This window comes from Methanosarcina subterranea, from assembly GCF_055385895.1.
Genome location: NZ_AP042426.1, coordinates 3,092,094 through 3,111,186 on the forward strand (window position 1 = coordinate 3,092,094; position 19,093 = coordinate 3,111,186).

The following is a 19,093-nucleotide window of genomic DNA, read 5'->3' on the forward strand; positions in this document are numbered from 1 at the left end:
AACAATAATAACGATAATAGTAATAATAACTTATATGCTAGGTTATATAAGTATTAATATAATTATTCATATAATTATTTACCTAAATATATAAATGATTATTTTATGGGGCCTCCCAATAAAATAATTATATAAAGTATTATCAGGCTATTGCCGAGACTCTTTTTAAAGTTCCCTCCAGCATATCTTTTGAAATTCCTTTTCGTTTACTGACAAGCTCCAGGAAAAACTCTTCAAAATTTTTGCCCTGAAGCACGGGATCGTCAAGGCGGCCTTTATAAACCAGCTTTCCTCTGTAAATGATTCCTATACTTGTACAGATTTCTTTTGCAATTTCAAGGATATGCGTGGAAATGAAAACAGTCCCCCCATTCCTCACATAATCCTGCAAGAAGTCCTTAACCTTTCTTTGCATTACAGGATCAAGATTGATAAGTGGCTCGTCGATAATGGCAAGTTCAGGCTCGTGTAAAAAAGCCTGGGCAAACATGAGTTTCTGCCTTGTACCCCTTGAAAGGTCTTTGCATAGTGAATTTTTCTGGTCCCCAAAATCGAAGAATTCGAACCATTTCTCGCAGACTTTTTCATAATGTTCCATTTTTCGAATCTTTGCAACAAAATGTAGATACTCTTCTGCAGTCAGAAAACTTGGGGGGGTTTCCTGTTCCGGAATAACGCCTACAAGCTCCCTGACCCTCAGAGGATCTTCGAGTACATTTATGCCGTGCACTTTAAGGGTACCGGAGGTTGGCTTTATTTGCCCTGTAAGCATTTTGATCATAGTTGTTTTTCCGGAGCCATTTGGGCCCAGGAGACCAAAAAGCTCACCTTTCCCGATAGAAAGGTCTACGCCGTCTACTGCTTTCGTTTGTCCGTAAGATTTAGAAAGACCCTTTACCTCAATCATATTTTCAGGCTCCTTCAAAGTGGTAATTCAGGTTCTTCAAAGTCGTAATGCTTCAACAGTCAAATAACTCTTATCAAATACTCTTAATATATTTTTAAACCTTTCTATGTTCCGGAGTACTATGAGAAATCTCCCGGCATTTTCAGTCCTGTACTCAAACGTCCTTATTATAGTCCTTATTTTATAAGAGTGTTTGAACTATACAGGCATAAAGGAATATTAATCTTTATAATATATATTTACTAGTTCCCTATAAAACTCTTTAATAATTATTTTGTGTACAATGTATATAGGGATTGCGAGTACCATGCCGAGGGGGCCCAGGAGCTTGGAGGCGGCAAGTGTTAAAACCACACTTAAAAGCGGGTTAATATTCACTTTTTCCGAGATCATGAATGGAATGAGGTAAAGGTTGTCAATTAGCTGGGCAATAATAACCGTTATCACTGCAAGGAGAGCTGTCATCGGACTGGCGATGTAACCCACGATAACAGGAGGGAGTGCCCACAGAAGAGGGCCAATATAAGGAATAATATTTAGAAAACCTGCCAGGATGCCCAGGAAAAGCCACCCGTCAATACCTGCCAGATAAAACCCTATACAGCAAATCAGACTGATAATAGCAGACTCAAGCATTTTAGCACTGAAGAAATCCTCAAGCTCACGGCCTATACTTTTTAAGGCCCTGAAAATTCCATCCGCATGTTCAGGAGGAGCGTAGTGCTGAATGTAGTTCCCTATTTTATTATGGTGCTTGAAGTATGCACCAAACATGAGAGGAATTATCAATATGCCGGTAAAAAAATAATAAGATACCTTCGAAACAAGATCGGCAATCCCTGAAAAAATAGTATTTCCTATTTTTTGCAGATCCTGAGGTTTAATAACTCCGGAATCCACAAGTTTTGAAAGCTCGGACTCGTGTTCTGAAAAAAGGGCTGAAGCTCCGCTTGCGTAGTCCTGCTGTATACTGCTGAAATCCCCTATAAGGACTCCAAGGCTCTGGACCTGACTGCCCAGAAGAAACAGGAAAGCAAGCTCTGCACCTGTAAGCAGGATTAGACTCACTAACTTCGATTGCAGTTCGGAAACCTGTTCATGCACCTGTTGAATACTTTTATAACTTTTTCCGTAATCACGATAAGTATTGAACCTGCTATGAGGACTATGAAAATGTCCTCAAAATAGAAAAGTATTGCAAAAAAAACATGAAAAGTATAGTTGTTAATACCAGAAACTGCCATATGTTCCTGTTGGTACTGAGAGGCATGTAATCCTACCTTTAAAATCTTACCTGGTTATTGTCAATAAGAAGTTTTTAGTGTCCAGATAGTTCCTTAAAAATATAAATAGTAGCTCCTTTCAGTCCGTTAAAATTGAAAAAATAAGAGATTATGAACTACTTCTGCATCGACAGGGAAAAAAGAATCTTAAGAGTATGATATCTTCCGTTCCTCTATTTTCAGGCCCTTTCCCTTTCCTCTATTTTCAGGCTCTTACCCTTTCCCCATAGAAACGTTCTGAAGCAAAGTTATTACTTCCAGGAGTCAGGGAATTCAGTTCGCTGGCGGTTTCACTTAAAGAAAGCATAAAGTCTGCCCTTATCCTTAAAATTAGCTTTTCTGGCTGGATGCAGCAAAAAAGGGTTGGTTCGCCTTCGATTATCCTGATGTAGCCTTTTTTCTCCATTCCTCTAAGGGTTCCATAGATCTTGGGTCTCGGAACTCCAGCATTTTCAGCAATTTCACTGGCTTTTGCCTGCCTGAGGCAGATAAGTGATGCATAAATTTTGGCTTCGTTGCCTGTAAAACCCAGTTTCTGAAGGTTCTCAACAAGCTTAAGAGTCATTAGGGTTTCCTCCGTCTTTCACGCACTAAAACGTGATCTATCTGGTATTCTTCATAATTTAACGGCTTAATTGACCAATAATTTCACATAGCCAGTAATTTTCCAGAATCAGATCGCAGCCGCTTTATTCAGGCAGTCCGGCTGAAATCAATTTTCCGCAGGATTTTTACCATGGTCTCGAGGCTATGCATATAATCCTCAACGTCCTTATTATCCACAAACTGAAGGATTTCATCAGCCATTTCAGTGGTAATCCGGTTTAAACAATTATAATAATCAAGCCCTTTTTCGGTAAGGGAAACGAGCACCTTTCTCCTGTCACCAGGATCGGTCTTCCTGAACACAACCCCTTTCTTTTCAAGGTCGTCAACCATCCTCGTTAAACTGCTCTTTTCCATTCCTGTGTATTTTCCAAGAGTAGAAGGCATAATTTCTCCTTCTGTCCCTATGATTTTAATTACCATTGGCTGGTTCTTGCTCAGTTCCCTGAACCTGCCTGCAATTTTTTTCTGAAAGGTCTGCTCAAAAATCAGGTTATCGAGAGCATCTCTTTCCATTGACAGAAGGATTATTTTACTCAATGTTGCCTCATCCATTTCTTTAATCATCCCTTTTTGCGGATCTTTCGGATCCTTCTGAGCCCTTTCAGAAAAAAACTGGCCCATAATTTTTAGAATTATAATGAACTATCATGAGATAAGTTGAATTTTCAATTACATTAAATTGAATAATTGACATTTATATGGTTGATAACTCAACTAATATCTGATGGCATATAAATATTCCGATACTTTCTCAAACTAAGCTTAAAAATAATATTTTATTCTTGTTCTTTCTTCCTCTTTCTGGAAAAGATCTTGCGCCTGCATCGAGTATGACAAGAGCAAGGGAGTAAGCCTGGGCTTAATTAAGAAATTCTGTCTGATTAATACCGGATGCAATTATATCTCATTTGGAGATACGAATCTGTATCTGCCCAGCTCCCAAACATGCCATTCAGGGAAAAGAGAAATAGGGGAGAGAGAGCCTGAGTCGTATCTTTTTCCAGGGACCTGTGTGCTCTTCGTAAAGTCCCATAGATCAAGTAACCTTGAGTTCATGCTATTTTTCTCTCTCCAGACCGTACAATTTTATCCAGATCCTGCTTACTCAGGTATTGATAGGTCCGGTAAGATGCTTTTTCCTTAAATCCTGTAATCTCTCAAAAATTCCCAGCTTCTTTCCCCGATAACTGTCCATCAGGACGATAAGAGGCGGGAAGATCACAAAGGTTACAACCATTGCGAGGAGGACATCTATTACCGTAATCAGTCCGAAACTACTCATCATCGGGAATGGCGAAGCGATCAGGGCTGAAAACCCAAATACAGTTGTAGCTCCCGAAGCAATAAGAGCTGTGCCTGTAGTAGACGAGGCCTGATATATGGCATTCACAGGACTCATTCCGGCATCCCTTTCCTCAAAATAACGCTCCATCATCAGAATTGAATATTCGGACCCGACTCCAAGAATCAAAGAGCCCATAACTGCAGTCATAGGGTTGTATGCAATATTCAGGGCCGACATTACAAGACCTGACCAGCCGATTACAACCAGCATGGGGATAATGGGAGAAAGAGCCTTTACGATATCCCTGTAAACAACCAGGAGGCCCACAAATACAAGGAGAACCCCGAGCAGAGTCATCTGACTTCGGCCTGTTGTAAGCCCGGAAACCATATCAATGGTAACTACCGAGCTGCCCGTAACCGTAACAGAAACTCCGGGAGGCGGCTGCATCCACTGGACATCTGTCAGGACAATATCTCGAAGCTCCTCAATTCCCGTAATTTCAAGATCTGCCATAGCAGTCCCGATGTCCAGGTTAATATGAAGCAACTGGTTTCCTTCGATGTATTCCTGCTTTTGACTTTCCGGAATTTCATCGTATATTGCCTGTATTTCTCCAGAGGTCGCGGGGATTGTCCCGCCGTTTCGTTCCTTTACTAGGTCCACTATGCTTGAAGCACTGTAAATATGCCCTCTGTTTTCAACTTCATGCTGGGAAAACTCATCCATCCACTCCAGCAGTTCTGGATTACTTGCATCATCGACTTTCAGGATAATATTAAGGTGGTCTCCGGATCCCGACAGGAGACTCTGCATGTTTTTGTAGTTGATAAGGGAAGGCATGTCCTGTGGAATCATAGAGTTAGTATCAGTCTGGATGGGAATTGACTGATCAGCATAAAGCCCGGCACAGCAGGTCAAGAAGGAAATTACAAGAATCAAGGTAGAATATTTGAGGGTAAGACCTGTGAGTTTTTTCAGAATATTTTCAATTGCTCCGGGTCCATTTTTGCCGTTTTTACCTGCTTTACCCTTTTCTTCCCCTTTCTTCTTAAACAGCCCATAAGGATTTTTTCTGGAGATCCAGTCAAAACTGTAAAGAGTAACCAGCCCGAAAAAGAGCGAAGAAAGGTAACACATGATTACACCGATGAGCAGGAGTTTTCCGAAGTCCTGGATCATAGGGACAACTGAAGTAAAAAGCGCGACAAAACCAAGCGCTGTCATTATAAGGGCAACCAGTACTGCAGGTGCGGTGTTCTTGATCGTAGAGACAAGGGCCTGCGAAGAAGTATTGCCTCTCTGGATTTCCTCTTCCATCCGGTTGTGGAACTGGATGGAATAATCAATTCCGAGACCGATCAGTATCGGAAAAGCTGCCATGGAAACCATTGTCATTGGTACTTCGAGGTATCCCATGACCCCAAAAGTAAAAAGGACTCCAAGCAACACAACAGGAAGCGGAAGCAGTCCCCATCTGACATGCTTGAAAACAAGGAGAAGGACGACTACCATAAGGATTCCGGCGATCCCGAGCAGCATGCCCATACTTGTTCCCATTTCACTTTCAATGTCAAGCACCAGTGAAGGCCTGCCTGTGAGAGTCAATTTGTAGCCAGGGGGAAATTCAGCTTCTTTTAACGAGATTTCTATATTATTGATAATATCTTTCTGCTGCTGGCTCGTACTGCTTCCTTCGATCCGGATAACTGTGAGCATGTGGGTCTCATCAATCACCAGGCTCTCGAAATATTCCGGGTAACTCTCCATCATCTCCCGGACCTCCCGGTCAGAATCCGGAACATTTGACCTTCCGGACTCAGCATAGTTAATTTGCTTCAGGATGGATGCAGCGCTTGAAACCTTGGTGACTCCGGGAACCAGCATAGCTTGCTGCTCCAGCCTGTCGGAGGCTTTTGCGAGGGCTTCGGTTTTCACATCATTTCCCTCGACCATCAAAACGATGCTCTCTGTACTGAAGGTGTTCAGGAAAAGGTGGTTATAGTCCTTATACAGCTGCGAATCCTTCGACACCTGAGTCTCGGTTCCGGATGCCATTTCGATGTATTGGGCTCCCTGTAAGGATAGCAGGACCAGCATAAGTACGACAGCCAGTATGACTGCACGGTTGTTCAGAACAAAAAGTCCTAGTTTTTCAAAGATGTTTTTTATAAGGAATCCCCCTTAGGAGACTTGTTTTTAGGTGATTCTGTTTTTCAATCAAGTTTGTTTTTCATCCACTTCATTTTATATTACTCAGGACAGCCACGGGACAAACATTACCAAAGTAGCAGCTAACAGGCATTGGTTTTGCTGCAAAATATCCTGAGCAGAACCTGAAAAAATGCGCTGAATTCTTTTTAACACTTCATCCCCAGTCCTGCAGATTCTCCTGAAGACAGGGCTTCATCTTAAGGCTTAAAGCATGGAGTCCACAGAAGGTTTCATCCAGAGAAAGCAAAAAATTAGCTCTGATTCTTGAGATCAGTTCCTCCGGATGTATGCAACTGAAATGAATCGGTTCCCCTTCAGTTATCTGTACGTATCCTTTCTCTTCCATCCCTCTCAAAACTTTGTAGACCTTGGGTCTGGGAACCCCGCTTGTTTCATAGATTTCCCTTGCAGTTGCCGTTTTCATACAAACAAGGGTGGCATAGATCTTGGCCTCATTTTCCTTAAAGCCAAGTTTCTGAAGGTTATTGATCAATTTCAGGGTCATGCTTTTTCCTCAGGAAAAAAAGCTAAAAATGAAAGTCCTATATTGATTCAACGTTAATTCCGGTTATTATTGACTCCGGAGCTTCGAGGCTTCCGGCTCCCTGCTTATTTTTTACTTTCCATTACAGAATCGATTTTTCTCAGGACTTGCAGCATTGTTTCAAGACCTTTTTCGAAATCCCTCAAATCCTGTTCTTCAACCAACCCAAGGATTTCGGTAGCCATCTCCTCAGATTTTCTATTAAGGAAATCATAGCACCGTTCTCCTTTTTCGGTCAGGGAAATAAGGACTTTTCTCCGGTCTTCAGGATCGTTTTTTCTCCTGACAAATCCTTTCTCTTCCAGGGAATCCACCATTCGTGAAAGGCTACTCCGGTCCATTCCCACATACGTTCCGATAGTAGAAGGCATGATTTCCTTTACCAATCCAATTATCATGATAACGAGAGGCTGGTTTTTGTTAAGTTCCTTGAGCTCGGAGTTTTGAGAGGCGGCTACTTTTTGAAAAAACCGATCTTCAAATAATTTATTATGAAGCGTTCGAAATTCAAGATCCATTAGCCTCACTTTTTTAGCGCATTCAGGGTCCATGTTTCCTCCAGGGATTTACGAGCAAGAACTGGTGATAATTTAGTATAAATGAAATTTCAATTGTAAAGATACAGACGGTTAGAATTCTGACTGATGCAAAATCAACAAACGTGTGGTATTCGAGATGATGCAATACTATTTAAAAATATCCGTCAACAAAATTTGCCTGCTTATTCCGGAATTTATCCTGAAATTGAAAAGTTTTCTGAAAATTCTACCGCAGTTCGTTTCACTCGCTTCGCTCGCTCGAGCAGACTCGTATAAAGGATAATTGCAGCTTTTTTTATAGCTGCATTTTCATAAAAACGATACGTAGGCTGGGAGGGTAGTTTTGCAGACTTACGGCTTTGTCCGGCTATCTTAGACTACCACCCTCACTCCTACGGCTCTCCGGCAATTTAACATGTTACAGCTCTGTGTTCACAGAGTCTGGCGATTTTCCACGAGCTTACGGTCTGTAGAGAGCAGAGGGATATTTGGTTCCCAGCCTATAAAATAGAAAAAGGATTGAAAAAAGGTAGCTGTGGCTATGGATTTTTATCAGTCTATGCGAAAAGGGAAGGAAGAGTTTTGGGCTTTAGGGGGGACAAAACAACCTTATTAGGCATATTCACGGAAATTTACCGCGCTATCAGCGCGGCTTTTTCATAATAATTAATCTTAATGAAAAAATGAAATATAAAAAATCATTTATAACATGTCTAACTATGGACAATTAACGTTACTTTTCTCTTCGCTTAAGTGGATCAAATTATAGATTTTTGTTACCGTACAACGTTACACTGTACCAGGTCGTTTTTGTTACGCTTGACGCAGGAAAGCTGTCTTTTCCAAGAGGAGAAAAAAAGAAGAGAAAAGCCCTGAAAGTAAAAACGATGAGAACGCTTTTGAGTTAGAAAGAACGCAAAACAGATCAAGAAGACATAAATTTCGGTCTTATCTCTCTTTCAAATCTGTTTTTCTTTCTTTTTTTTGCAGGACTGCCAGACAAACTGGCGGAGGCGTTGATACATACCTGAAATTAAGAATGCCTGAAATTAAGAGCTGGTTTTCGGTGTTAAGAAAAGCATCCTCGGATCTTAGAGGCATTTGTTCAGCATATTGTTTCTCTTAACTGCGGTATTGGTTTGCAGATTGTTTTTTACCAGACTGGCAGGCCGGCCCAGAGCAGGTACGGTGCAGGGAGAGAAAAAAGATAGATTTTCTTCTGGATTCAGGAAGAGATCAAATAACTAATCAGGGATCATCAATGTGAAGAAAGCTTGAAGAATAATTTTTTTCCTTTCATACAGCCTTTGAATTTTTTGAAACTATATTGAGTAAGCTTTTTGAAATATCGGACAAAACATAATTGCAAGCCTTAAAATAGAATCAGGCTAAAGACTTAGAAAATAGGCCGAAAACAGCCTTCGAAAAACTCTTTTACCCCGGAACTACTTCATAACTTAAACCATCTTGTAACTTAAATTATCTCACAACTGGAAAGATCTCATGTCTATTAAAAAACCGGGAGGCTCAAACCTGAAAGAAACCCTTCTTGAGATCAAATCAGAATTTACCGACTACTTCAAAGAACGCGAAGGTGAGGTCAACGGCTCGCTTCTCGCTGTCCTTTCAGGTGAAAACTTGCTCTTTCTGGGACCCCCCGGCACAGCCAAGACCCAGCTTGCCAGAAGCATCTGCCAGACGATTGAAGGGGGGAACTTTTTTAATTACCTCCTGACAAGCTTTTCTACCCCTGAAGAGATTTTTGGGCCGCTTTCCCTAAAAGCCCTTGAAGAAGATGAGTTCAGGAGAAATATCGAAGGCTGTCTCCCGACAGCCCACATTGCTTTGCTGGACGAAATTTTTAAGGCAAGCAGCGCTATCCTCAACAGCCTCCTTACTATTCTGAACGAAAGAAAATACCATAATGGAAGGGAAATTGTGGATGTGCCGCTCCTCTCGGTCTTCGGGGCTTCAAATGAACTTCCCGAAGAAGACGAAAGCCTGGAAGCCCTTTATGACCGTTTTCTGTTCAGGTACAGGCTCTCCTATATCCAGGACGATGAGAACTTTAAAAACCTCCTTTTCAGAGAACCTGAGGACTTCAGACCCACTACAAGCCTTTCGGTCTCACAAATCGAGAGCCTACGCAAAAGCGCAAATTCCCTGCCCGTTGACCCTGATGTCGAAATAATAATCACGGAACTCAGAAAGAACCTTCAGATCCAGGAAATCGAAATCTCGGACAGGCGCTGGAAAAGGATTGTCCAGGTCCTGAAGGTTGCAGCCTGCAGTAGCGGATGTCTGACTGTTGACAGGACAATGGCTCTTTTGCTCCAGCACATGCTCTGGAACCTGCCCGAAGAGCGAGAAACCATCAGGAAAACTGTTTTTAAGCTCGTTGTTTCCGGCGGCACAAATACAGAAAAACTTCGCCTGGATGCTGAGGACCTGAAAACAGCCCTTGATATTGCCCTGAAAAACGAACTCCCCGTTAGAATCGTCTGCGACAGCTGCGGGGAAGAATTTCAGTTGAGGGAAAATCTGGAGGTCCACCATACGGCCTGCCCGAACCATAGCTATACTCTCAGGCAGGAAGGAAATTCGAGGATTTATCCTTATGATAACCTAATAAGGGAAATTGATTCTCTCCATGAGAGTTTGGGAAAGAAGAATACCCTGTCTCAAATCCAGAGAGAGGTTTTTGAAAAGGAATTTGAAGCCCTGGCTGATAGAGTAAACAGAGTAAAACAGCGGCTTGAGGAAGAAAAAGAGCTGCTCAGAAACCTTATGGATGCAAATATCTGGCTTTCAACTGCTGACAGAAATGAAGCCCTGCTCCTGCATGATGCGGGAAGAACACAGCTGTCAGGAACTGAAGAACTTATAACCGTAATTCGGGACCTCCTTGGCTTGCAGAACAGAGAAGACAGGTCTATAGAACCCAGATCTGTAAAACCATCATCTTTCAGTCCTCATGCCGCAAAACTGGAAGCAAAGGTCCAGGCGCCTGATTCTGGCAACAACACCAGTGGTTTCATGAAAGGACTCGGGTCCAGGTTTAAGCTCAGATGAATAAAACACAGTGGATGCAAATGAGTAAACACAGGCCTGGAAATGTGAGATTCGGGTATTGATAAGAATAGGATTGATAAGAATAGGGTATTGATAATAACAGGATATTTGTAGGAATCAGGTGCTGATACAGGTAAGGTGTTGATACGAAAGATTCAGCCAGGTTTTTGAACAGTCTGGATAGCGCCCCCGCGTCTTACTCTTTTTTCTCCAGAAACAGGCTCTGGCATGATTCTCTTTCTGTCCAGAGACAGGCAGCTTTCCTGCTTGAGGGAGAGCTTAGAAGCACTATTGCTTATCCCCGGACGATTCCTCGTCATCTGCGTCAGAAAATAGCTGAAGTGATTGCCCTTGAAATTCTCTTTGGCCAGCCATACGAAATAAAAGATACTGAGAGGTTCATAGGATTTTTCGGAGCATTTTACCCGATCTTACTTACCCTGAGAAATTCGAGACCGTGGCCCGGACTTCAGAAGATTGCAAAAAGAAGCAAAGGAGCAGGAATTGCGTGCCTGAAGCTTCTTCTTCCTCTAGTCTATGACCTTATGGAACGTTTTTCAGCAGCCCGGGAGAGGGGTTTGGAAACAGGTTTACTGAAAGGACTTGATGCCGAAACAGAAGCCATCCTCAGGGAATTCGAAAAAATCCTCAAACAAACTTTCCTTCTCCGGGAAAACAGTTCCGACGATTTTTCTGCACAGAGTTTTCAGGGCTCTAACACTGTTTCCGGACAGACTGACCTTTATGAAACTATACTCAGTTTCATGGAGAAGGATGGATGCCAGTGTTTTCTTGACGGGGTAATGGAAGGGCTGTACTGCAGGATGCAGGAGTTTATCTCTGAAATGGAAGAAAACCTGGACCTTTTTGATACCCTTGCACTTCTTTTCCCTGGCAGGAGCTGGAGTTATTCCATAAAAGAGCTTAAAAAAGAGCCTTTTTATGTCCAGCTCAAGATGCTGAAAAATTATTCGGCTTTTTTTGAAAAAAATCCTGACCTCAGGAAAATAGTAAATTTTATAGGCAGGCGGGAATTTGACCCCCCGGCTGCCCGCATACGCTACTCTCCTTTTGGAAAAAACAGGATCCAGAATGTGCGTTTTTCAGACTCAATAAATAACCTGCTGCCTATGGAAGCCGCAAAGCTCCTTAACCCGGCTCTGAAGCGTAAGTTCTATGCTGACATGCTTGAAGGAAAACTCCTGAGCTACCAGCTACTTGGCAAACACTACACAGGCCCCCCCCGTATAAAGCCCAGGGGACCTATGATTGCGCTCGTCGACACTTCTGGCTCCATGCACGGGACCCCCCAGACTCTTGCCAAGGCTGCAGTGCTTGCCATGGCAAAGCTGATGCTCTCCCAGCAGCGGGACATGAAGGTCATCCTCTTTGCTTCTACAAGCCAGCATCTGGAAATAGAACTCAGCAGCAAAAGGAGGATGTCAGAAAAGTTCCTGAACTTCTTGCTGTATACTTTTGGCGGCGGGACGGATTTCAATACTGCGCTTGCTTCAGGCCTTAAATCCCTTAAGGAAAAGGACTTTCAGGGTGCGGACCTGCTTTTTATCACTGACGGAAAGTCAGAAATCTCTGATGAACTTGTTCTGGCTCGCTGGGAAGAGGCAAAAAAGAAGTATAACGCACAGGTCTACTCGCTTATCATTGGAGGCAGCGGAGCAGGCGGGCTTTCACAGATTTCGGATTATACATATATAGTGGAGATGGAGCAGGATTCTGAAGGCACGGGCGGAAGAGTGAAACTGGTAAATTGTGAGACTGGAAAACAGTAAAACTAACGAATTTTGAGGATAGCTAAAGCAGCTTACATGAAGGGGTTAGGCAAATACATGAATATGCCTATTGCGATCAATAAAACAATAACGATGGACAGAATTGCACTTATAAGTTGTTTTGGGCTCATTCTACTGCTCCAGTTTAGCTTTAATAGCTGTTAACTATAAAAACCGTTTCATTTAATCTCGAACATTTTGTATATGGTTATTAAAATAAATTAAAAGCTATCAATAGGTTAACGTCCTTTATCAATTTATAATTATCATTGCCATTTTTATAGTATTCTTCGTCAGTCAGTCGGTGAATCAATTAATCAATCTTCTCAAAGTGAAAATAATGGTAAGCAGAAACTCATCCAGGACCAGCAACAAATCGAAGACATCCTTTAAAAAGCAAAGTTCCTTCGCCTTGCCCTTTCCGATGCCAATACTCCGTACGTTCCTCCCCATAGCTTTTGGATACAGAGACAATGCTATTCCTTCACAGCTCCCTGGAAGGCAAAAAAATGAGAACCTCAAAAGAACCCCGGGGTCTGTTTCGAAGCCACCATCGAAACTGAAATTATCACCGCCGACGGTCCCGCAAGCTAAGATAAATATGCTCAATGTTCCATAACATAGTTCTTGAGATAGTCAGGTTGATTTAATGTACGGTCCCAGGATCATATCTTTATAAGATCCCCCTGCCGGAACCTTCGGATACAGGATCTCTTCCCTGTCCGTGCAAGCTTCCAGGAAGCAAGGTCCGTCTGCATCCATAAATGCTTCCATTTTTTCTTTCAAATCATTTCTGCTGCTCACCCTCTCTGCATAACTGAAGCCAAACGACCTTGCAATCTCTGCAAAATTCACATCTTTTGGCCTTTGTGTTCCTATGCGTGTTCCTTCATAAACTGTATCCTGCAGGTTCTGGACCATACCATCGCTTCTGTTGTTCAGCATGAGTATCTTGATTGGAAGGTTCAGCGATGCGATGGTATGCAGTTCTCCCAGATTCATCCTCAGACTGCCGTCACCATCGATTGCTAGAACTCCTGAATGCGGGTTCGCATAATGGACACCGATTGCTGTGGGCATGGAAAAGCCCATTGTGCCGAAGGAGCCGGAAGTCATGAAAGATTTTGGGCATTGCATTGGCAGGTACTGTGCTGCGAGCATCTGGTGGTTGCCTACACCAGTGGTTATCTTTGTGCTTCCGTCAACGTAGTTTGCAAGCATTGAAATGACCTCGGCAGCCTGGATGTATTCGGATGTCCTGTTGTAATTCAGAGGCCACGACCTTTTCAGGTCTCTTGCACGCATCTGCCATTCCCGAATATCCAGACAAATGTCATGCTTCCTGGCATAGTTCAGCAGGTTGCGGAGCGCTGTGGCGGCATCCCCTATAAATGTGAATTTCGGGCTGCGCTCGATTTTTATCTGATGCATTTTCTCGGGATTGATATCAATGTAAGCTATGTCAGTACCTATTGCAAACCCGACCTTTTCCGCAACCCTGTCATCCCACCTTACCCCAATAGCGAAGAAGAAGTCGTTCTCCTGTATGAGCATGTTCGCATACGGTGTACCGAACATTCCCAGCATTCCCAGATTCAGGTCATCCCTTTCGTCAACGACACCCTTTGCCATGAGTGTATTGACAGAAGGTATTCCGAAAAGCTCATTGAATTCCCTGATAGTCTGGCTTCCGGGCTCCGAATTCAGGCCGCCTCCAAGATATAGCAGGGGTTTTCTGGAGTTGAGCAACAGCTTAAAAAAATATTTGCATTGTTCTTCAGATAGATGTCTGTCATCGTGATAACTTCCCTCGAATCTTTTGACGTCCATACCATGATACCCATGGTTTTTCATCTGTTTGTCAAGAGGGAAATCTATGACTACAGGCCCGGGTTTTCCTGACTTTGCGAAGTAATAGGCATCCTTGATTATGGTTTCTATGTCATCACCATTGGATAGCTGTATGACCTTTTTGGCTGCATCCCTGAAGATACTTTTAACGTTAATATGCTGGAAGGAATCGGTGCCTATCTTATGCTCAGGGACCTGCCCCGCAAATACAAGCAGGGGAATGCTGTCCCCATAAGCATCGGCAACGCTGGTGAGCGTATTAGTTATAGCAGGCCCGGATGTGACTATGGCTACACCCACCCGGTTGCTTGACCGTGAATAACCTGCTGCGCTGAATGCTGCCGATTGCTCGTTGGAATTAACTATAATCTCAATATCACTATGCCTGAGGGCATGGAATACCGGAAGTATTGCTGCTCCCGTATAGCCAAAGATATGTTTGACACCAAGGTCCTCAAGACATTTAATCAGGACTTCTGCTCCATTCATTTCTTTCATCTAAAAACTCCCGGAAAGAAACAAAACTGGCACAGGACGCACTATTCAGTATAATAACCAAAAACAGCACACTTGAGCCAGAATAGTTTCTTTTTCTTGCTCAAGCGAATAGTACTACCACTACTACAGCTACTACGGATAAAGGTAAATTGGATTCCGTGTAGTTTGTGGTAGGACTTAACATTAAAAAAGTAAAGGGAGAATATTATACTTAAGGGTTGCCATGGGTTTTTCTGTCTATTTAGTATCGGATCGTGGAGGAAAAGTAATCAAAAACGATTGCAGAAGAACTATTAATAAACATACCTATACAAGCTGAATGTGTCTTTTTCAAGTTTGATCTTTTTTCAAGTATCATCTTATCTGACATTGTTTTACATGTAATGTTTAAATATAAATGAAAAGTTATCAGTTTAGTAAATGTTACAGAATTTTAGTAAATGTTATAGAGTATTCACAAACTACTCTTTCAGGTGAATAGCATGGGAAGCAAGAAACTGATCCAGGACCCCCGGCAAATCGAAGCCATCCTCGCAAAGGCAAAGTTCATCCGCCTCGCCCTCTCAGACCCTGAAACCAGCAGCCTTTACCTTGTCCCCCTGTCTTTTGGCTATAAGGACAACACAATCTACCTCCACTGCTCGTCCACCGGCAAGAAAATCGACATCATCAGGAAGAACCCCAAGGTCTGCTTCGAAGCCGACATCGAAACCGAAGTAATCACCGCCGATGACCCCTGCAAATACAATGTCCGCTACAGGAGTGTTATTGGACACGGGCAGGCACATTTTGTTGAGGATTATGATCAGAAAGTTGAAGGGCTTACCGTACTTTCCTAGCATTACGGGAAGGAGGGGCCTTTTGAGTTTGAAGCATGGAAGGTTAACAGGCTGTGTGTGATCAGGATTAAGATTGAGAAGATGACCGGGAAAGAAAGTGGATTTTAATCTTTTTACTCTCAATTGTTAAAGCTTTCAATGAGGAGTTCACTGTAAAGTACTGTAAACGTGAAAATTTAACAGTAAACCTTTTGTTGCCTTATCTGGTTATTGGCATACCCCTTCGGGGCTAGATCGAGAATATCTCAGTTTTCTCTCCCTGCACCGCGCTGGGCCTGAACCGGCTTTCCAGCCAGATAAAAAACAACCGACAAAACGACAACGCAACAAAGAGAGACAATAAGCTGAAGAAATGTCTACGGGCTGAAAAAATACTTTCCTTAAGCTTGGAAGCCGCTATTTAATTCCCAGGTAAATACAAGCGCCTCCGCCAGCTTGCCTGGCGGCTCTTCAAAAAAAGAAAGAAAATTGAGACTAAAGAAGAAGCTCGAAAAGAAATGTTTTTTAGGAAGTTTTAATCCTATTTGCATCCTGATAGGGTATTTGGCTTTTTCACTTTTTGGCCTTGATTCTTTCTTTTCTTTTTACTTTGAAAGCCGCTCTCCTGCGTCGAGCGTGGCAAGAACGACCCAAGATGATGAATATGGTTATACGGGTAAGAATATTTTTAATTAGTCCACTTGAACAAACCACTTACAACCTCACGACCGCAAGCCCCTCTTTACAAGCCCTACAAGCTCAAAATAGAATAATCAGATCAGAAACTTCAAATTAAACATTCGGCGTTATTAATACTAAAATTGCAAATATTATTACTAAAACTGAGAGTATTAGATCACAACCTATTAGATCTTTAAAAACTAAATTATTAAGATTAGAGATATGTTAAAGAAGCAGAAGCCTTTTTTGCCAGAAATGTCGGTAATTCACGATACAAGAATAATTCGTGATAAACCCTGAGTTTGACAGTTAGATAAAAATAAGTGCTCTTTGTTTTGTTTTATTCGGTCCAATGAACATCACAAAACAGAGAGCATTCCCTACAATTCCTAACAAGAATATATGTGTTCCTATCGGATCGATTCCTGCTGTCCAATCCTTTTATGAAAAACTTAATTTTTGTGCTATTTTTAGCAAGCATAAAAGTAAGGATTTTGATATCAATAGTTTACTGATAGGATTGGTGAGCTATAAGCTCACCGATAATTTTAGCATCAAAGAGGCTGGCAAATGGTTAAATCAGGAAGAAATTCTCGAGCTCTTAAACCTTGAAAGATTCCATGAAAGAGTCCTTTACAGAACCCTTGAAATCCTGGGACGTAACAGAGAGGAAATCCTCTCGGATATTCTGGACAGTCTGTTTTCTGTTTATGATTTTGAAAAAACTGATATAAACCTGGACTGGACGAGTATAGTTCTTCACGGCACAAAATCCAAACTTGGTAATTTTGTTTTTTATCGCTCAAGTTCAGCATCAATTTGTTTTTCGCTCGCTTGTTGTACTCCTGCAAGGTTTCTATACCCTTCTTGATAATCCGGTATCTATAGGCTTTTGTCCCTTCGGCTTTCTGTCGCATCCTCTGAGTGTATCCATATTCGTTTGTATGCCAGTGGCAGAGAGCATCAGCTATCCTTTTCCGATCAAGTTTGAGGGAATTCGTTATTTGTTGAGCGGTTAGAGGCTCGTCAGCTTTCGCAAGAGTCCACAGGATCTTGTGTTTCAATACATCCTAAGTTTGACAGCATCCACTAATTGATGCTGAACATTTCCGTTCTTTTTTGTCCCAACTGGACTTGACAATTCGGTTAAATTTATAAAAATTTATTATATATTCTGTGTAATTCCATTCCTTTTTGCTACTATCAAGCTATTGATCCGATCAAAATTCGCAAAAATATAGTTTTTGACTCCATTTATCATAAACTTGATTGTAAGTGTCAAATTCCTCAAGCTTTTTTTAATGAATTTTGTAGACGTGTGTTTAATCTCCTCAAATTCATATCGCATCAGCGATATGAATAATTGAGCGATAAACCCAAGGATAATAGCTCCATAAATGCTATCATCCGACCACACTCTCAACGGTTTAATCTGGATTTCGTTTTTCAATGAATGGAATATTTTCTCAATAGAATCCTTTTTTCGGTATATCTTCAATGCATCTTCAAGTGTCAAATCCCTGTTTGATTTCAGACAAAAAAATCCTTCTCTTCCGTTAATCAGTGAAGCTTTCAGGAGTTCTATAGCTTCCTCGTCACTAAGCTCTTCGAGCTTAGTTCTAAAAGAGTAATCAATCTCAATCAACTCATTATTTACTCTGAATTTCTTAGGAAGCTTTTTGTTGTTTATGATGGCCTTCTGAATCTCTTTTGCTTCCTTTAACTTTCTCATAACAGCTCTTGCCTTTGATTCTAACTGCCTTTTCTGTAGAGCTTCAGAGAAATAGAAATATTTAATGCTGCTAGGCTTAACGATTTTTACTCCATATATACCTTTTTTTGAATCTATCAGTTCTGCTCTTTCCATATCAAATTTCTCAATTATTTTGTCGTCACTTGTATTCAGTTTCATGGCAGTGAGATATTCCATCTCATCTTCCTGTATAATATTGATATTATCTATGGTATTAGCTCCTTTATCAAAAACAATAAGAGAGCCTTCTTTAAGTCTACTTTTTACCTGATTATAAGTGTCTGAAAAATGCTCCAGATCAAGGACATTTCCTCTATTCACCGTAACTCCAATAGGTATGTTAATAGGGTTAGCTAATTCACTAATTCCAACGGTTATCTGCAGCTTATCAGGTCTGTGATCTCTGCTATATCCGTATTTACCAAGTTTGGATTTAGTTCCGTAAAGGACTATACTTGTCCAGTCCAGGTTTAGATTCGTTTGTTCAAAATCATAAACAGAGAAACTCCAGAAAAGATTCAATATCTCAAGAATTTCTTCCTGATTTAACCATTTGCCAGCTTCTTTGATGCTAAAATTATCGGTGAGCTTATAGCTCACCAATCCTATCAGTAAACTATTGAGATCAAGACCCTTGCTTTTATGTTTACTAAAAATATCACAGAAATTAAGTTTTTCATAAAAGAGTTGGACGGCAAGGATAGATCCGATAGGAACACATATATTCTTGTTAGGAATTGTAGGGAATGCTCTCTGTTTTGTGATGTTCATTGGACCGAATAAAACAAAACAAAGAGCACTTATTTTTATCTAACTGTCAAACTCAGGATACATTATACTTGTGATAATAACCACTAGTCATTAGCGGCTCACCTCTCCACGTGTGTATTTGATTCCATTCGGTTCATCCACTATTATGAACTCGTCTCCCTTGCGCCAGCCTTTACTTCGAATTATCGCTGCCGGAATCACGAACCAACAGCTTCCGTTTGTAAGATTTTGTTGGAGTTTTGCCATATTTGATCCTGTATTCCTCCACCTATATAGTTGACTGACTAGTCAATCAATAGAGCCAAGAGATTAAAAAGGATCTATATACGTGCGCCTGCTCATTATGTGCCTGCATATATGGATACATTGGGCTGCTTTGTATACTCAAGGCTTGAAAAATAGACCGGAATTCAGGGGTTAGTATCCTCTACCAGCACTTGTACAAATAATCCCAAAGCATTACGAGAGTTAGAAACAA

14 protein-coding genes and 1 pseudogene are annotated in these 19,093 nt (G+C 41.6%); 4 read left to right on the plus strand and 11 right to left on the minus strand.

What is annotated here, in order from left to right; genetic code table 11:
- Positions 1 to 142: 142 nt before the first annotated feature.
- The 8 genes from ACZ5A8_RS13485 to ACZ5A8_RS13520 form a co-directional block, all read right to left on the minus strand.
- Entirely contained in the window at positions 143 to 907 is a 765-nt protein-coding gene (locus ACZ5A8_RS13485; RefSeq protein WP_229388197.1) for an ABC transporter ATP-binding protein, read from the minus strand.
- Positions 908 to 1,126: 219 nt separating this feature from the next.
- A complete protein-coding gene (locus tag ACZ5A8_RS13490; RefSeq protein ID WP_464529661.1) occupies positions 1,127 to 2,011 on the minus strand; it encodes an AI-2E family transporter in 885 nt (294 codons plus the stop codon).
- Positions 2,012 to 2,395: 384 nt separating this feature from the next.
- Positions 2,396 to 2,755: a TrmB family transcriptional regulator gene (locus tag ACZ5A8_RS13495; protein WP_229388193.1), complete on the minus strand. Its 360-nt coding sequence runs from the start codon at positions 2,753 to 2,755 to the stop codon at positions 2,396 to 2,398.
- Positions 2,756 to 2,883: 128 nt separating this feature from the next.
- Positions 2,884 to 3,351, minus strand: a complete 468-nt coding sequence (locus ACZ5A8_RS13500; protein WP_464529663.1) for a MarR family winged helix-turn-helix transcriptional regulator — start codon at positions 3,349 to 3,351, stop codon at positions 2,884 to 2,886.
- A 345-nt stretch (positions 3,352 to 3,696) separates the two neighbouring features.
- On the minus strand, positions 3,697 to 3,855 hold the full coding sequence (locus ACZ5A8_RS13505) for a hypothetical protein (RefSeq protein WP_464529665.1): 159 nt from the start codon (positions 3,853 to 3,855) through the stop codon (positions 3,697 to 3,699).
- A gap of 49 nt (positions 3,856 to 3,904) precedes the next feature.
- Positions 3,905 to 6,184, minus strand: coding sequence for a hydrophobe/amphiphile efflux-3 (HAE3) family transporter (locus ACZ5A8_RS13510; RefSeq protein WP_464529666.1), 2,280 nt, complete (start codon positions 6,182 to 6,184; stop codon positions 3,905 to 3,907).
- A 268-nt stretch (positions 6,185 to 6,452) separates the two neighbouring features.
- Positions 6,453 to 6,803 (minus strand): TrmB family transcriptional regulator, encoded by a 351-nt coding sequence (locus ACZ5A8_RS13515; protein ID WP_464529667.1) that lies wholly within the window; start codon positions 6,801 to 6,803, stop codon positions 6,453 to 6,455.
- A gap of 104 nt (positions 6,804 to 6,907) precedes the next feature.
- On the minus strand, positions 6,908 to 7,393 hold the full coding sequence (locus tag ACZ5A8_RS13520) for a MarR family winged helix-turn-helix transcriptional regulator (protein WP_464529669.1): 486 nt from the start codon (positions 7,391 to 7,393) through the stop codon (positions 6,908 to 6,910).
- A 1,491-nt stretch (positions 7,394 to 8,884) separates the two neighbouring features.
- On the opposite strand from ACZ5A8_RS13520, the gene ACZ5A8_RS13525 reads away from it, so the two are divergent.
- Both ACZ5A8_RS13525 and ACZ5A8_RS13530 read left to right on the plus strand, forming a co-directional pair.
- Positions 8,885 to 10,453, plus strand: coding sequence for an AAA family ATPase (locus ACZ5A8_RS13525; RefSeq protein WP_464529670.1), 1,569 nt, complete (start codon positions 8,885 to 8,887; stop codon positions 10,451 to 10,453).
- 167 nt (positions 10,454 to 10,620) lie between these two features.
- Positions 10,621 to 12,243 (plus strand): vWA domain-containing protein, encoded by a 1,623-nt coding sequence (locus tag ACZ5A8_RS13530; protein WP_464529671.1) that lies wholly within the window; start codon positions 10,621 to 10,623, stop codon positions 12,241 to 12,243.
- A gap of 309 nt (positions 12,244 to 12,552) precedes the next feature.
- On the opposite strand, the gene ACZ5A8_RS13535 is transcribed toward ACZ5A8_RS13530, so the two are convergent.
- Both ACZ5A8_RS13535 and ACZ5A8_RS13540 read right to left on the minus strand, forming a co-directional pair.
- The gene (locus tag ACZ5A8_RS13535; protein ID WP_464529673.1) at positions 12,553 to 12,717 is read right to left on the minus strand and encodes a hypothetical protein; all 165 of its coding nucleotides are present in this window, start codon (positions 12,715 to 12,717) and stop codon (positions 12,553 to 12,555) included.
- A gap of 162 nt (positions 12,718 to 12,879) precedes the next feature.
- Positions 12,880 to 14,592 (minus strand): thiamine pyrophosphate-binding protein, encoded by a 1,713-nt coding sequence (locus ACZ5A8_RS13540; protein WP_464529674.1) that lies wholly within the window; start codon positions 14,590 to 14,592, stop codon positions 12,880 to 12,882.
- Between the two features lie 482 nt (positions 14,593 to 15,074).
- On the opposite strand from ACZ5A8_RS13540, the gene ACZ5A8_RS13545 reads away from it, so the two are divergent.
- Both ACZ5A8_RS13545 and ACZ5A8_RS13550 read left to right on the plus strand, forming a co-directional pair.
- Positions 15,075 to 15,431, plus strand: a complete 357-nt coding sequence (locus ACZ5A8_RS13545; RefSeq protein ID WP_464529675.1) for a pyridoxamine 5'-phosphate oxidase family protein — start codon at positions 15,075 to 15,077, stop codon at positions 15,429 to 15,431.
- Positions 15,432 to 16,443: 1,012 nt separating this feature from the next.
- Positions 16,444 to 16,893, plus strand: a pseudogene (locus tag ACZ5A8_RS13550) (IS1634 family transposase); the annotation flags it as partial.
- A gap of 363 nt (positions 16,894 to 17,256) precedes the next feature.
- Here the strand turns inward: ACZ5A8_RS13550 and ACZ5A8_RS13555 are convergent.
- Complete coding sequence (locus tag ACZ5A8_RS13555) at positions 17,257 to 18,615, minus strand: IS1634 family transposase (protein WP_464529677.1); 1,359 nt, start codon at positions 18,613 to 18,615, stop codon at positions 17,257 to 17,259.
- Between the last annotated feature and the right edge of the window lie 478 nt (positions 18,616 to 19,093).

What these genes read in the sequence shown, in the direction of transcription:
- ACZ5A8_RS13485 (WP_229388197.1), bottom strand. Translation starts at nt 907, where the DNA reads ATGATTGAGGTAAAGGGTCTTTCTAAATCTTACGGACAAACGAAAGCA.
- ACZ5A8_RS13495 (WP_229388193.1), bottom strand. Translation starts at nt 2,755, where the DNA reads ATGACTCTTAAGCTTGTTGAGAACCTTCAGAAACTGGGTTTTACAGGC.
- ACZ5A8_RS13500 (WP_464529663.1), bottom strand. Translation starts at nt 3,351, where the DNA reads ATGGATGAGGCAACATTGAGTAAAATAATCCTTCTGTCAATGGAAAGA.
- ACZ5A8_RS13505 (WP_464529665.1), bottom strand. Translation starts at nt 3,855, where the DNA reads ATGAACTCAAGGTTACTTGATCTATGGGACTTTACGAAGAGCACACAG.
- ACZ5A8_RS13510 (WP_464529666.1), bottom strand. Translation starts at nt 6,184, where the DNA reads ATGCTGGTCCTGCTATCCTTACAGGGAGCCCAATACATCGAAATGGCA.
- ACZ5A8_RS13515 (WP_464529667.1), bottom strand. Translation starts at nt 6,803, where the DNA reads ATGACCCTGAAATTGATCAATAACCTTCAGAAACTTGGCTTTAAGGAA.
- ACZ5A8_RS13520 (WP_464529669.1), bottom strand. Translation starts at nt 7,393, where the DNA reads ATGGACCCTGAATGCGCTAAAAAAGTGAGGCTAATGGATCTTGAATTT.
- ACZ5A8_RS13525 (WP_464529670.1), top strand. Translation starts at nt 8,885, where the DNA reads ATGTCTATTAAAAAACCGGGAGGCTCAAACCTGAAAGAAACCCTTCTT.
- ACZ5A8_RS13540 (WP_464529674.1), bottom strand. Translation starts at nt 14,592, where the DNA reads ATGAAAGAAATGAATGGAGCAGAAGTCCTGATTAAATGTCTTGAGGAC.
- ACZ5A8_RS13545 (WP_464529675.1), top strand. Translation starts at nt 15,075, where the DNA reads ATGGGAAGCAAGAAACTGATCCAGGACCCCCGGCAAATCGAAGCCATC.
- ACZ5A8_RS13555 (WP_464529677.1), bottom strand. Translation starts at nt 18,615, where the DNA reads ATGAACATCACAAAACAGAGAGCATTCCCTACAATTCCTAACAAGAAT.